We start from the raw sequence: 13,776 nt of genomic DNA on the forward strand, positions 1-13,776 counted from the left end.
GTCTCCTTCGGCTTCTCCTCATCCAACGGATTGTCTCTGGCTAGTCCAATTCCCGAATAACTTCCTCGAAGGCCACCCCGTCGGTTACGGGAATGCCCAGCTGCGCCGAGCGCTCGATGCAGCGCCCGATGAACGCGGCGGCCTTCTCCACCGACGTCGGCAGCGGCACGCCATTCACCGCGTCGGCGGCGATGATGGCCGCGAACACGTCTCCCGTGCCCGAGCGGTCGCCGCCGCACTGGGGCGTGGCCACGGTGAAGGTGCCGCGTCCGCGCTCGTAGCCCACGTTCACCACCTGCCCGTCGCGCACGTTGCCGGTAATCACCACGCGCGCCGGCCCCATGGCGGCCACGCGCTCGGCCAGCTCTTCCACTTCGGCCAAGGTGGCGCCGGTGCGGTAGGGCTCGCCCAGCAGGATGCAGGCTTCGGTCAGGTTCGGTGTCACGATGTCGGCGCGGGCCACCAGCTCGCCCATGCGCGCGCACATCTCGGGTGTGTAGGTGGCGTAGGGGCGCCCGTAATCGCCCATCACCGGATCGACCACCACCACGGTACCGTCCGTCGCGAATTCGCGGATGAACCCGTCGACGATGGCGATCTGGTCGGCCGAGCCGAGGAATCCCGTGCAGATGCCCGCGAACTGCAGGCCCAACTTGCGCCATTCGGCGATGTGCGCGTCCATGTGCGCGGTGAAATCCTGGATGCTGAAGCTGTCGAACATGGTGTGGTTGGAAAGCACCGCCGTGGGCAGCGGGCAGCACTGCACGCCCAGATGCGAGATGATCGGCAGCTGCACGGCCACCGAGCAACGGCCGAAGCCGGTGTAGTCGTTCACGAGGGCGATCTTCTTTTGTCGGTTGTGCGGCACGGGGCCTCCCTTCGGGGCGATGCCCTTTTCTGCTTTCTTAGGGGGTGCCTCCCATCATAGGCTTTGATGTTGCCCTGGGGTTTCGAAATTCTTCGGCGTTGGGAGGCCGTCCGCCAACGGCAGAGGCGGGGGCTCCGTGCGGCTGGTTGTCAGGCAGGGGGCGATTATGGGGCCGGGAAGGTCGCCAGGCCAGGGAGGACTGGTTTTCGTGGGGGCAGCCTTCAGGGCCGCCTGCGGTTGAGGGCGTTCCGCATCTGACGGCTCCTCTTAAGAATTCGGAAAGATTCTCCTAAGGAAAACTAAGGATTCCGAGTATGGTGATTAATCTTTGGGTTTCATAGGCTATGGTTAGGCCTCAAAAGGGCTGCTCCTAGGGGGAATGTCAATAAAATAAGAGGAGGGTACGCTATGACGAATTATCTCGAAAAAGTACGTGAAACGTCAGCGATGAGCCGCCGTAACTTCATAAAGGCGAGTGCCGCGGCCACGGCCGCTCTGACGGCGACGGGTCTTACGGGTTGCGCGAACCAGGTGAAGACGGCCGATACGGGCGAGGCCGGCCCGAACGTGGGCTCGGATGGCCGCAACCTGGTGGACGGCACCTGGGTGAGCGCCGCGTGCTGGCACAACTGCGGCGGTCGCTGTGTGAACAAGGTGCTCGTGCAGGACGGCGTCGTGGTGCGCCAGAAGACCGACGACACCCACGAGGATAGCTATGACCATCCCCAGATGCGCGGCTGCGGACGCGGCCGCTCCCAACGCCAGCAGGTGTTCTCGGCCGATCGCCTGAAGTACCCCATGAAGCGCAAACACTGGGAGCCGCTCACCGGCGGCGACAAGAGCCTGCGCGGCATCGATGAGTGGGAGCGCATCAGCTGGGATGAAGCCCTCACCTACGTGGCCGATGAGATCAAACATGTGATGGACGCCTATGGCCCGCGAGCTATCTACTGTCCTGGCGGCGACGACATCTTTCGCACGCTTGCACTGAACGGCGGCTACACCTATTCCCACTCCACGAGTTCGGTGGGCAACTGGGCGTGGTTGCACAACTATGGTTATGGCTTCATCGGCTTGGAGGGCAACGATCGCTATGATTTGTTCAACAGCGATTATGTGGTGATGTTCGGCAGCAATCCCGCATGGAGCTCGGCAGGCAATCCCAGCTGGTTCTACAAGCACCTTAAGGATGCCGGTGTGAAGTTCATCGCCATCGACCCTTTCTTCAACGACAGCTACGACTTGCTGGACGCGGAATGGATCCCCGTCTACCCTGGTTCGGATGCGGCGCTTCTGCTCGGTGTGGCCCATACCATGTTGGCAGAGGATGGCGAGAAGGGCCTTATCGATTGGGATTTTCTGCACACCTATGCGTCGGGTTTCGATGCGGAATCGATGCCCGAGGGGGCCGATCCCAAGGAGAACTTCATGGATTACGTCCTGGGTACCTACGACGGGGTTCCCAAGACAGCCGAATGGGCGACCGAGCATTGCGGGGCTGCGCCCGAGGCTATCCGCAAGCTTGCCGAAGTGATGGGCAAGGCCAACAACGTCAATTTATTCTCGGCTTTCGCGCCGGGACGCATTATCAACGCCGAGTACTTCCCGGCTATCTTCGCCACGGTGGGACTCATGGGCGGTCATATCGGCAAGCCGGGTAACAGTGTGACAACCTCCTCCAATTCATGGGCGGCCAACTCGCGCACCGATATGTTCGTGGCGGGGCAAACGGGACTTGAGCCGTTGCCGAACCCCATTGACGACATGATCAACGACGTGGACGCATGGGACGCCATTTTGGAAGGAAAGTACCTGCACACGGGCATGACCTATCTCTTCCAGCCAGGTGAGGTGCGCGACATCGATATCCATATCATCTACCACGGTGGCCTGAATGGCGGTAGCGTCGGTACCGAGGTATGCAGCTTGCAGACGAAGCCGAACCTCAACAAGGGCATTGAGGTGCATCGCAAAGTCGATTTCGTCGTTACCCAGGCCTACACCTACAACACCGATGCGCGCTATTCCGACATCGTGCTGCCGGTGACCACGGAATGGGAGCGCGAGGGTCGTTTGTTCAACTACCAGAAAGAGGCGATGATCGCTTACGGAAAGGTGTGCGAGCCTCTCTTCGAGGCGAAGAGCGACCAGCAGGTGGCTCGCGAGCTGGCGGAGAAGCTGGGCTTGAATCCCGATGACGCCTTCCCCATCAGCGAGAAGCAGCAGTACTTCAATCAGCTGGCTACAGCCGCCTTGCTGGACGAAACGGGCACGCCGCAGCCTGTGGCCACGATCACCCAGGAGGATATCGATGCCTGGGGCGTGGAAGGGACGCCTCAAGAGGGGCTGATCCCCCTGCAGCAATGGATCGACCAGGGCGTGTTCTCGGTGCCGCGCTCCAAGGACGACGCCTATGCTGCCTGCATCGGCTACGCTGCGTTCATCGAAGACCCCGTGGCCAATCCGCGTCCCACAGCGAGCGGTAAGTTCGAGATCTACTCGCCGACGGTGCGCGATATGTTCGCGAGCACGACGCGGGAGAACGGCGTTGCCTCGGCCACGCCAGTGTGGCAGCCTATTCTCGATGGCTATGAGGGCTCCTTCGCCAATTGGGAAACGAAGGAAAAGGGCCCGTACCCCTACATTGTGTACAACCCCCATTACCTGCGTCGATCCCATTCCACCTTCGACAATGTGGGCTGGCTGCGCAACGCGTGGGCCCATCCGGTGTACATCAGCGCTCAGGATGCCCGGGAGAAGGGTATTGCCGACGGCGACACGGTAATCCTGTGGAACGACAACGGCAAGACCTTGCGCCCCGCTTGCGTGACCGAGCGCTTGATGCCCGGCGTGGTGGGGTTGCCCCACGGCGGCTGGGTCGACATCGACGAGGAGACGGGCATCGATCGCGGTGGTGCCGACAATATCTTGTGCGGCTCGCACACCAGCGTGTCCGGCGTTATCGGCTGGAACTCCTGCCTGATCGATTTCGCGAAGTACGATGGCGAGCCTTTGATGGCTGACATCGAAAAGCCGCAGACGGTTATCTTCTAAGAAGGGGTGAGCATACATGCGACAGGGCTTTTACTATAACGAGGAGAACTGCACGGGGTGCCGCGCCTGCCAGATAGCGTGCTGCGACAAGAATGACCTGAGTGCCGATGTGACGTTTCGCCAGGTGAGCAGTTTCGAGACGGGCGCGTTCCCTCAGGCGCGCGGCTTCCACTATTCACTGACCTGCAACCATTGCGAGAGTCCCGCCTGTGTTGAGGTGTGCCCCAACGAGGCCATGTACATCGACGAGGAAGACGGCACGGTGCAGCACGATGACAGCAAGTGCATCGGGTGCCAGTACTGCGCGAACGCTTGCCCTTACGGGGTGCCGCGCTACATCGAGGAGATTTCTCTGACCCACAAGTGCGATGGCTGCATCACGTTGCGCCGCAACGGCGAGCAGCCGGCGTGCGTGGCCATCTGTCCCATGCGGGCGTTGGAGTTCGGCGATATCGATGAGCTGCGGGCGGCCCACCCCGACGGGGTGGACAAGATCAGCGTGCTGCCCGATCCGTCCCAGACGACACCGTCGATCGTGATCACGCCGCGCAAGGCCGCGCTGGAGAATGGCTATCGCACTGTTGTGCTGTAGGAGGGCGCGTTCGAGCGAAGTAAATGCTGCGGCGTCGCCATCGGCGCCGCAGCTGGTAGAGGGGGGGGTGTGAACGATGCACAACGACGAAGCGGTGAAGTCCCTGCTCCAGAACCGTCGGTTCCTGTACGAGCTGCTGTTCCGCGTGTTCGCCGCCGAGCCCGACGAGGCGCTGCTGGCTGTGCTGCGCGACGATCACGTGGTGGGGGAATGCGCGTATTTGGATGATGCGGTGATCGAGGAAGCCGGCGCAGGTGGAGACGCGGCGTGCGGCGAGGGCGTCGCGGCCGCGGGGGACGCTTCCGGGGATGCTGGTGCGGCTGGCGCTGCCTGTGGCACGGCTCTGGTCGAGGCTGCCCGCGCGGCGACCGTCGATGGCCTGCGCAGCGAGTACACGCGTCAGTTCATCGGCCCGGCGTCGTTGCCCGCGCCGCCATGGGAGTCGGTCTTCCGGGCTCAGAAACCCGTGCTGTTCCAGGAGAGCACCCTGGCGGTGCGCGCCGCTTACCGTGCGGCCGGCTTCAAAGCCGCAGGCTATCCCCATGAAGCCGATGACCATCTGGCCACCGAGCTTAGCTTCATGGCCGCTCTGGCCGAGCAGACCCTGGCCGCGGCTGAGGGCACCGATGACTCCGATGGTTCCGGCACCGATGGCACCGCGGCCAGTGTCGAGCGCTTCGCTGTCCTGGTGGATGTCCAGCGGCGTTTTCTGGATGAGCATCTGCTGGTTTGGATCGATGAGTACGCTTTTCGCTTGACGGATGCTGCTGGGCCCCGTAGCGTATACGCTGCGGCGGCCTCGGTGGCCGCGCTCGTATGCCGGCGCGACAGCGACCTGCTCGCAGAGCTGGCTGCGCTTGACTGACGGGTTACCGGCATGCCAGGGGGGTGCTATGGGCAACATCAAGCTGAAAACAAAGTTCGGCCTGCTGATCGTGGCGCTCATTGCGATGTCGCTGGTGGCGAACATCGGATGGACGTCGATGAACGCCCGGGCCCAGATGGAAAACGAGCTGCGCGAGAAGGGCCAGGTGCTGGCCCAGCAGATGGACGCCGTGTGGGAGTTCATGGCCTCCAACCAAGAGCGTCTCGAGCAGATCTCCTACACGAGCGAGGGCGTCTACCAGGGCTTGCACTGCGCCATCGTGGGCCGCAGCATTGGCGCGCTGTTCACCTCGCAGTCCACCTATTCCACGAAGTTCGTCAACTTCGACCCGCGCAACTCGGCCGACCAGCCCGATGAGTTCGAATCGGCGGCGCTCACCGCGTTCAACGACGGCACCGCCACCGAGTTCTCCGAGATCGCGAAGGTGGACGGCAAGGAGGTCTTTCGCTATGTGGCTCCCATGCGCATCGAGGAGAACTGCCTCGACTGCCACGGCGAGCCGGCCGGCGAGATTGACGTGACGGGCTTTCCCAAGGAAGGGTGGAAGCTGGGCGACGTGGGCGGTGCCATCAGCATCGTTATGCCGCTGGATGTGTACATGGAAAGTGAGCGAGCCAGCGTGGTGCAGGACGTCATCTTCTTCTCGGGGATGCTGGTGGTGTGCCTCTTGGTGGTGTATCTTGCACTGAAATACCTGGTCACGCGTCCGCTTTCCCGTATTCGGGAGGGCGTGGAGAGCATCCAGCGCGGTAACCTGGACGTGCGCTTCGCCCACACCCAGTCGTCGCGGGAAATGAACGACCTCATGGGCCGGTTCAATGCCATGGCTTCCGATTTGTCCGACATCTACGACAACCTGGAAACCCAGGTGGCCGACCGCACGGCCCAGCTGGCCGCCGCCAACGAGGTGCTGAAGCGCCAGCGGGCCCAGCTGGAAGAGGCCAATGGGCGCTTGCGCGACGAGAACCGCTACAAGTCGGACTTCCTCGCTATGATGAGCCACGAGTTGCGCACGCCGCTCACGAGCATCATCGCCTTCACCGAGCTTCTGAACCGCGAAGGCGACCCGCTCAACGACGAGGAGCGGGAGACGCGCCGCGAGATCGAGGCGAACAGCCACGCGCTGCTGCTGATGATCAATGACATCCTGGAAATGACGCGCCTTGACGCCGGGAGGACCGAATTGACTCGCGAAGTAGTGGATTTGGGAGACGTGGCCGGCATGGTGTCCGATGTGATGCGGTCGCTGTCCGAGCGCAACGGCGTCGCCTTCACCTGCGAGGTGGAGCCCGACGTGCCGCTTCTGCGCGCCGACTTCGAGAAGATACGCCACGTGGTGGAGAACCTCTGCGGCAACGCCCTGAAGTTCACCCCCGTCGGCGGTCGGGTGCGGCTCCATATCGCCGGCACGGCCGAGGGGGACGAGGTGCTGATCAGCGTGGAGGATACGGGCATCGGCATCGCGCCGGTCGACCAGCAGCGCATCTTCGAACGCTTCGTGCAGGCCGACTCGTCGGTGTCGCGCAAGTACAGCGGCACGGGACTGGGCCTGGCCCTGGCCCGGGAATACGTGGAAATGCACGGCGGTACCATTGTCGTTGAGAGCGAACTGGGGCAGGGCAGCACCTTCACCGTGCGCCTGCCCGTAACGGGGGAGGAGGACTGACATGGATCAGGGAACGGGGCGCCGGAGCGGGCGCAGTACGGCGAAAGTGATGCTGATCGACGACGATCGCAGCCTGCACGCCTACATGCGGCGTATCATGAAGGAGGCCGGCTACGAGTTCTGCGGTGCTATGGACGGCCTGTCGGGGTTGGAGATGCTGGTTGCCGAGAAGCCGGATCTGCTGCTGTTGGACGTGATGATGCCGGGCATGAACGGTTTCGAAGTGTGCCGCACGATGCGAGAGAGCGGGCGGCGCATCCCGGTGATCTTCCTGTCGGCCAAAGGCGACATCGTGGACAAGTCCATCGGGTTCAATGCCGGGGGCGACGACTATGTTGTGAAGCCCTTCAGCTCCGACGAGCTGCTGCTGCGCGTGCAGGCGCACCTGCGGCGCCACCGCGACGATCTTGCCTTCGCCCGCGCCGTCAGCCGCGAGGGATCCCGCGTGACCGGCGAGCTGGAGATCCTCTTCAACCAATATGAGGTGTACCTGCGCGGCGAGCCGGTGAACCTGACGGCCAAGGAGTTCGAGATTTTAGCGCTTCTGGCGGCCAACCCAGGTCAGGTGTTCACCCGTGCCCAGATCTACGAGCACATCTGGGGCGAGGACGCCACCGTGGACGAGAGCACCATCACCGTGTTCATGCGCAAGATCCGCGAGAAGATCGAAGACAACCCCTCTCAGCCCCGCTACCTTCTCACCGTCTGGCGTGTCGGTTACAAGTTCGCCGAACAGGTGGGGTAGGGCCGGGCGGACTGTTTCTTTCGTAGGGGCGGCTTCGGGCCGCCCGGTCTGCGATGGTTGTCAGGCGGTCTGAAGCCCCTCACAAAGGCCCGTCCACGCAACCAGGACCTCCCTGCCGTCAACGGACCCCTTTCTTCCCGGGCAATGGTTCTCGATTGTGATATATGGCTGGAACTGTGCAGGTGCATAAGGGGCTTGGAGCGGCCTGTGCTACCATAGCGGCCAAACTAGGGAAGGGCCCGCAGAAGAGCGGCCCTCGTTCGCCGAGAAGGGAATCCCACCGATGCGAGTTACCGAGAAGAAGCTAACCGACGGCGTCATCAAGCTGGACTGCGAGGCCACGGCCCAGGAAGTGAACAATGCCCTGCGCGAGGCCGCCGAGGGCTTCGCCGCCCAGATGGGCATCCGCCCCCAGGTTGGCAAGACCATCGCCGAGGTGTGCCAGGAGACCATGGGCATCACCGATCTGGACAAGATCATCGAGCCCAATGCCATCGAAGTGCTGATGCCCCGCGCGCTGGATCGCCGCAACCTCGTGCCGGCTTTCCCGCCGAAGGTGACCCCTTCGGTGAAGTTCGAGCGCGGCAAGAAGTTCTCCTTCACCATGGACGTTACTGTGAAGCCCACCTACGAGCTGACCTCCTACGAGCCGGTGGAGGTCACCGTGCAGCCCTTCGTGTTCGACGAGTCGGTCATCGATCGTCAGCTGGAGGACATCGCGAAGAACTCGCTCGTCTACGAGGCGATCGATCCGCGTCCGCTGCAGGAGGGTGACGCCTGCTCGCTGGCCATGAAGTGCACCGACGAGGGCGAGGAGATCAAGGCGCTCACCACCAAGGACCGCACCTACGTGCTGGGCCGCGGCTACATGCCCGAGGGCTTCGACGAGGCGCTGCTCGGCATGGAGCCGGGGCAGACGAAGGAATTCACCTTCGACGCCCCGCTCGGCATGGAGGACGGCAAGGCGGTCATGAAGCCGATCCAATGCACCGTCACCGTGAACAGCGTGCAGAAGGAAGTCGTGCCCGTGATCGATGACGCCTGGGTGAAGGCGAACATGCCGATGTTCGCCAGCCTTCAGGCCCTGCGCGACGATATGCGCCGCGTGTTCGAGGCACAGCAGCGCGAGGCCTACGAGGGCTACGTGCAGCAGATGGCCGTGGGCAAGCTGACCAGTCGCTTCGAGGGCCGCATCGCCGACGAGATCTACGAGGCCACCCGCACCCACCTCATGCAGAACCTGCGCGCCGAGCTGCAGCAGCAGGGCATGACCTGGGAGCAGTTCGTGGCCGCCAACGGCGGCGAGCAGCAGTTCGGCATGATGCTGATGATGCAGACCCGCGAGGTGCTGGTGCAGGGCTTCTGCCTGGACGCCGTGTACCGCCACGAGCGCATGACGCTGACCGATAAGGATCTAGAGGACGCCTGCTACGGCATGAATCCCCAGGCCAATCCCAAGATGATGCGCCAGCAGCTGGAGGATTCGGGCCGTGGCTTCGCCCTGCGCGAGACCGCTGAGCGCCTGAAGGCTGCCCGCTTCGTCACCGCCCACGCCGTCATCACCACGGCCGAGACCCTGGAGAGCCCCGCGCCCCAGGAGACCATCGCCGAGGTGGAGGCCGACGCGAAGGCCGCCGAGAACTAATCGCCGTGGCCGCCCGCGCGGCCCTGCGCCAAAGGATCAACCAGGGCGGGGAGGTTTCCCCGCCCCTTTCTATGAAGAAGGTATTCGTGTCGAAGAAAACCGCATCGAAGCGTCCGAAGTCCCCCTCGTCCGCAAAGGGCGCTGCGCGGGCATCGCGCGAGCCTGTGTCTGCATCGGCCTTTCTGCCCACCACGCGCGCCGAGGCCGATGCGCGCGGCTGGGATCAGCTGGACTTCGTCTACGTTTGCGGCGACGCCTACGTGGATCACCCCTCCTTCGGTGCTGCCATCATCACGCGCGTGCTAGAATCCCACGGCTACAAAGTGGGGTTCATCGCCCAGCCCGACTGGAACGACTCTGAAAGCATCGCCGTGTTTGGCGAACCGCGCCTCGGGTTTCTCGTGTCGGCGGGCAACATGGATTCCATGGTGAACCATTACACGGTGAACAAGAAACGTCGCCACGACGATGCCTACACCCCGGGCGGCCGCGGCGGGGCGCGGCCCAACCACGCGGCGGTGGTGTATTCCAATCTCATTCGCCGCACGTTCAAGAAGACGCCTATCATCCTGGGCGGCATCGAGGCCAGTCTGCGGCGGCTCGCCCATTACGACTACTGGTCCGATTCCCTCAAGCGCTCCATCCTCATGGATTCCGGTGCCGATCTTATCTCCTACGGCATGGGGGAGCGCTCCATCGTGGAGATCGCCGACGGGCTGGCTGCGGGGCTTTCCGTAGAAGACCTTACATTCATCGACGGCACGGTGTTCCGTACCCGCTCCCTTGAGCACGTGGTGGACTACGAGATGCTGCCGAGCTGGGAGGAGGTGTCCGCCAGCAAGCGCGCCTTCGCGACAAGCTTCGCTACCCAGTACCGCGAGAGCGATCCCATCACGGGTAGCCGCCTGGTGGAGGCCTACCCCCACGGCGTGTACGTGGTGCAGAACCCGCCGGCCGCGCCCCTCACGCAAAACGAGATGGATGCTGTCTACCGGCTGCCCTACGCGCGCACCTGGCACCCCTCCTATGATGCGGCCGGGGGCGTGCCGGCGCTTTCCGAGGTGAAGTTCTCGCTCACGTCCTGCCGCGGCTGCTTCGGCGAGTGCGCCTTCTGCGCGCTCACCTTCCACCAGGGCCGCATCGTCACGGGCCGCTCCCACGAGTCGCTTCTGGAAGAGGCCCGCGCCATGACCGCCGAGCCCGACTTCAAGGGCTACATCCACGATGTGGGCGGTCCCACGGCGAACTTCCGCGGACCGGCCTGCGCCAAGCAGCGCACCCGGGGCGCCTGCGTCGACCGGCGCTGCCTGGGCACGAAGCCTTGCCCGGCGCTGAAGGCCGACCACCGCGACTACACGGGGCTGCTGCGCAAGTTGCGGTGTCTGCCCGGGGTGAAGAAGGTGTTCGTGCGCAGCGGCATCCGCTTCGACTACGTTATGGCCGATCCCGATCCCGATCGCACGTTTCTGTGCGAGCTTACGGCCCACCACGTGTCCGGCCAGCTGCGCGTGGCTCCCGAGCACGTGTCCGATGCGGTGCTTTCCGCCATGGGCAAGCCGCCTCGGGCCGTCTACGACGCCTTCTGCGAGGCCTTCGACGAGGCCAACCGAGCGGCGGGGAAGAACCAGTTCGTGGTGCCCTACCTGATGTCGTCGCATCCCGGCAGCACGCTCGCCGAGGCGGTGGAACTGGCCGAGTACGTGCGCGATGTGGGCTTCAACCCCGAGCAGGTGCAGGACTTCTACCCCACGCCTTCCACCATTTCCACCTGCATGTACTACACGGGGCTGGATCCGCGCACCATGGAGCCCATCTACGTGCCGAAATCCGCCCGTGAGAAGGCCATGCAGCGGGCGCTCATCCAGTACCGCAACCCCGCGAACTACGACCTCGTGCGCGAGGCGCTGGTGAGGGCCGGCCGCCAAGACCTCATCGGCTGGGACGAGCAGTGCCTCATCCGCCCCATCCGTCCCAAGAAGCGTGACGGGGAAGGCGAGGCGCCCCGCCGCGGCGCAAGCGGCAGAAACGGGAAGGTGTCGAAATCGGGCAAGCCATCGAGGCCCGGGGCCGGCAGACCCGGTGCCGCCGACAAGGGTGGCAAGCCGGGGAAGGGCAGCCTCCCGAAGGCCGGCTCGCCCAGGCGTCCCGGCCCCGCTCGGCCCGAGCGCGCCGGCAAGCCGCCCAAGGCCAACGGCCGCAAGGGCGGTATCCGCAAGGGACGCTGACCGCAAGGGCGGTATCCGCATCGCCCATCGTGCCCTTCGCCCAGGGAACCGAACCGCCCGTTTGCGACACCCCGCCAAGGCTTCCCGTCGCAAAACGCCACTTTGGTTCCCTGGCTTTGCCTTAAAACGTCACTTTGGTTCCCAAGGTGCGAAGAAAGACCAGGTCGGCAAAAGCTCGCCATCGCCCCGTGGGAACCAAACCGCGTTTTTGCGCCATCTTTTCTCCCGGCCGTGTCGCAAACGGGCGGTTCGGTTCCCGCCTCCGTCTGCAGCGCCCCCGAGGACCTGCCCGCGCTTTCCCCGTATGTGCGGGAAATGTGACGGTCGCGCTGCCCGGGAAAAACTTCTTGAAACCCCTTTACCCCACGCCTATAATGCATCTTTGCGTCTGTGTGCCTATGGATACACCCGGGCGCGTGGTTAGACGGCGTCGCGGTCCAGAGCCTCCATCTGAGCCGATCGGCAATCGCCTGGCCACTTAAGTAGGGGAGCTTCCGGTGTGCGGAGAGGCGCGCGAGCGGAAGATCCGAAGTAAGGGGCGACTCGCCTTCGCTGCTGCCCTACCAGCTGCGAAGAGGGGAAGCCCGAAGTCAAGAAAGGTTGTTACTGTGGGAATCAAACAGTACAAGCCGACGAGCCCCGGCCGACGTTTCCAGACGGTCTCCGATTTCTCGGAGATCACCACGTCCAAGCCGGAGAAGTCTCTGCTGGCCCCGAAGCCGAAGAAGGCTGGTCGCAACTGCTACGGTCGCATCACCGTCCGTCACCAGGGTGGCGGCAACAAGCAGCGCTACCGCATCATCGACTTCAAGCGCAACAAGGACGGCGTGCCCGCCAAGGTTGCCACCATCGAGTACGACCCCAATCGTTCCGCTCGAATCGCGCTTCTGCACTACGTTGACGGCGAGAAGCGCTACATCATCCACCCGAAGGGCCTGAAGGTGGGCGATATCGTGGTGTCCGGCCCCGAGGCCGACATCAAGCCGGGCAACGCGCTGCCCCTGGCCAACATCCCCGTGGGTACCCTCATCCACAATGTTGAGCTGCAGCCGGGCAAGGGCGCGGCTATCGCCCGTTCCGCCGGCACCTCCATCCAGCTGATGGGTAAGGAAGGCGGCTACGCCATCCTGCGCATGCCCTCTTCCGAGATGCGCCGCGTGCTCATCACCTGCCGCGCCACCATCGGCGAGGTGGGCAATGCCGAGCACTCCAACATCAAGATCGGCAAGGCCGGCCGCAAGCGTTGGATGGGCGTCCGTCCCACCGTCCGAGGCACCGTCATGAACCCGGTCGACCATCCGCACGGCGGCGGCGAGGGCAAGAACAAGTCCGCCGGTCGTCACCCGGTCACCCCGTGGGGCGTGCCGACCAAGGGCCATCGCACCCGCAATCCGAAGAAGGCCTCGAGCCGTCTCATCATCCGTCGTCGCAAGAAGTAGCGGAAGAGAAGGAGTCTTAAGTGAGCAGAAGTTTGAAAAAGGGTCCTTTCGTAGAACCGCGCCTGCTTGCCCGCATCGAGGCAATGAACGCGGCTGGCGAAAAGAACGTCATCAAGACCTGGTCCCGCGCGAGCACCATCTTCCCGGAAATGGTGGGTCACACCATCGCCGTGTACGATGGCCGCAAGCATGTGCCGGTCTACATTACCGAGTCTATGGTTGGCCACAAGCTGGGCGAGTTCTCGCCGACCCGTACCTTCAAGGGTCACGCGGCCGACAAGAAGAAGCGATAGGGCATAGGTGAGAAGTTACATGGAAACTAAAGCAGTATCGCGTTACGTCCGTATCGCTCCCCGCAAGGCCCGCGTCGTGGTCGACCTGGTTCGTGGCAAGTCCGTCGCCCAGGCCCGCGAGATTCTGGCCTTCTGCGAGCGCGCCGCCGCCGAGACCGTCACCAAGACGCTGAACTCCGCCGTGGCCAACGCCGAGCACAACAACCACCTGCGCGCCGACAACCTGGTCGTGAAGACCGCGTTCGTCGACGAGGGCCCCACCCTGAAGCGCATTCGTCCCCGCGCCAAGGGCTCCGCGTCGCGCATCAACAAGCGCACGTGCCACATCACTATTGTCGTCGCACCCCGAGAGGAGGCATAAGG

11 protein-coding genes are annotated in these 13,776 nt (G+C 63.8%); 10 read left to right on the top strand and 1 reads right to left on the bottom strand.

The genetic code is table 11. From position 1 onward, the window contains the following. Positions 1-40: 40 nt before the first annotated feature. Positions 41-868, bottom strand: a complete 828-nt coding sequence (locus tag G503_RS0101620; RefSeq protein WP_028026202.1) for a pyridoxamine kinase — start codon at positions 866-868, stop codon at positions 41-43. 408 nt (positions 869-1,276) lie between these two features. On the opposite strand from G503_RS0101620, the gene G503_RS0101625 reads away from it, so the two are divergent. The 10 genes from G503_RS0101625 (at position 1,277) to rplV (ending at position 13,774) form a co-directional block, all read left to right on the top strand. After that, on the top strand, positions 1,277-3,922 hold the full coding sequence (locus G503_RS0101625) for a molybdopterin-dependent oxidoreductase (protein ID WP_028026203.1): 2,646 nt from the start codon (positions 1,277-1,279) through the stop codon (positions 3,920-3,922). 16 nt (positions 3,923-3,938) lie between these two features. After that, positions 3,939-4,514 carry a 4Fe-4S dicluster domain-containing protein gene (locus G503_RS0101630; RefSeq protein WP_028026204.1) on the top strand — a complete coding sequence of 192 codons (576 nt, stop codon included), beginning with the start codon at positions 3,939-3,941 and terminating at the stop codon, positions 4,512-4,514. A gap of 76 nt (positions 4,515-4,590) precedes the next feature. Continuing rightward, positions 4,591-5,379: a TorD/DmsD family molecular chaperone gene (locus G503_RS0101635; protein ID WP_028026205.1), complete on the top strand. Its 789-nt coding sequence runs from the start codon at positions 4,591-4,593 to the stop codon at positions 5,377-5,379. Positions 5,380-5,407: 28 nt separating this feature from the next. Further along, on the top strand, positions 5,408-7,066 hold the full coding sequence (locus G503_RS0101640; RefSeq protein WP_028026206.1) for an ATP-binding protein: 1,659 nt from the start codon (positions 5,408-5,410) through the stop codon (positions 7,064-7,066). Position 7,067: 1 nt separating this feature from the next. Then, positions 7,068-7,811 (top strand): response regulator transcription factor, encoded by a 744-nt coding sequence (locus G503_RS0101645; RefSeq protein ID WP_051190824.1) that lies wholly within the window; start codon positions 7,068-7,070, stop codon positions 7,809-7,811. Positions 7,812-8,094: 283 nt separating this feature from the next. Beyond that, positions 8,095-9,456: a trigger factor gene (locus G503_RS0101650; protein WP_028026208.1), complete on the top strand. Its 1,362-nt coding sequence runs from the start codon at positions 8,095-8,097 to the stop codon at positions 9,454-9,456. Between the two features lie 86 nt (positions 9,457-9,542). Beyond that, a complete protein-coding gene (locus G503_RS13160; protein ID WP_235715467.1) occupies positions 9,543-11,681 on the top strand; it encodes a YgiQ family radical SAM protein in 2,139 nt (712 codons plus the stop codon). Between the two features lie 608 nt (positions 11,682-12,289). Continuing rightward, positions 12,290-13,120: a 50S ribosomal protein L2 gene (gene rplB / locus G503_RS0101665; RefSeq protein ID WP_028026209.1), complete on the top strand. Its 831-nt coding sequence runs from the start codon at positions 12,290-12,292 to the stop codon at positions 13,118-13,120. A gap of 20 nt (positions 13,121-13,140) precedes the next feature. After that, a complete protein-coding gene (rpsS, locus tag G503_RS0101670; protein ID WP_016309218.1) occupies positions 13,141-13,413 on the top strand; it encodes a 30S ribosomal protein S19 in 273 nt (90 codons plus the stop codon). A 19-nt stretch (positions 13,414-13,432) separates the two neighbouring features. Further along, positions 13,433-13,774, top strand: coding sequence for a 50S ribosomal protein L22 (gene rplV / locus G503_RS0101675; RefSeq protein WP_028026210.1), 342 nt, complete (start codon positions 13,433-13,435; stop codon positions 13,772-13,774). The last annotated feature ends 2 nt before the right edge of the window (positions 13,775-13,776 follow it).

The sequence above is a fragment of the Adlercreutzia mucosicola DSM 19490 genome, assembly GCF_000422625.1.
Classification (GTDB): Bacteria; Actinomycetota; Coriobacteriia; order Coriobacteriales; family Eggerthellaceae; genus Adlercreutzia; species Adlercreutzia mucosicola.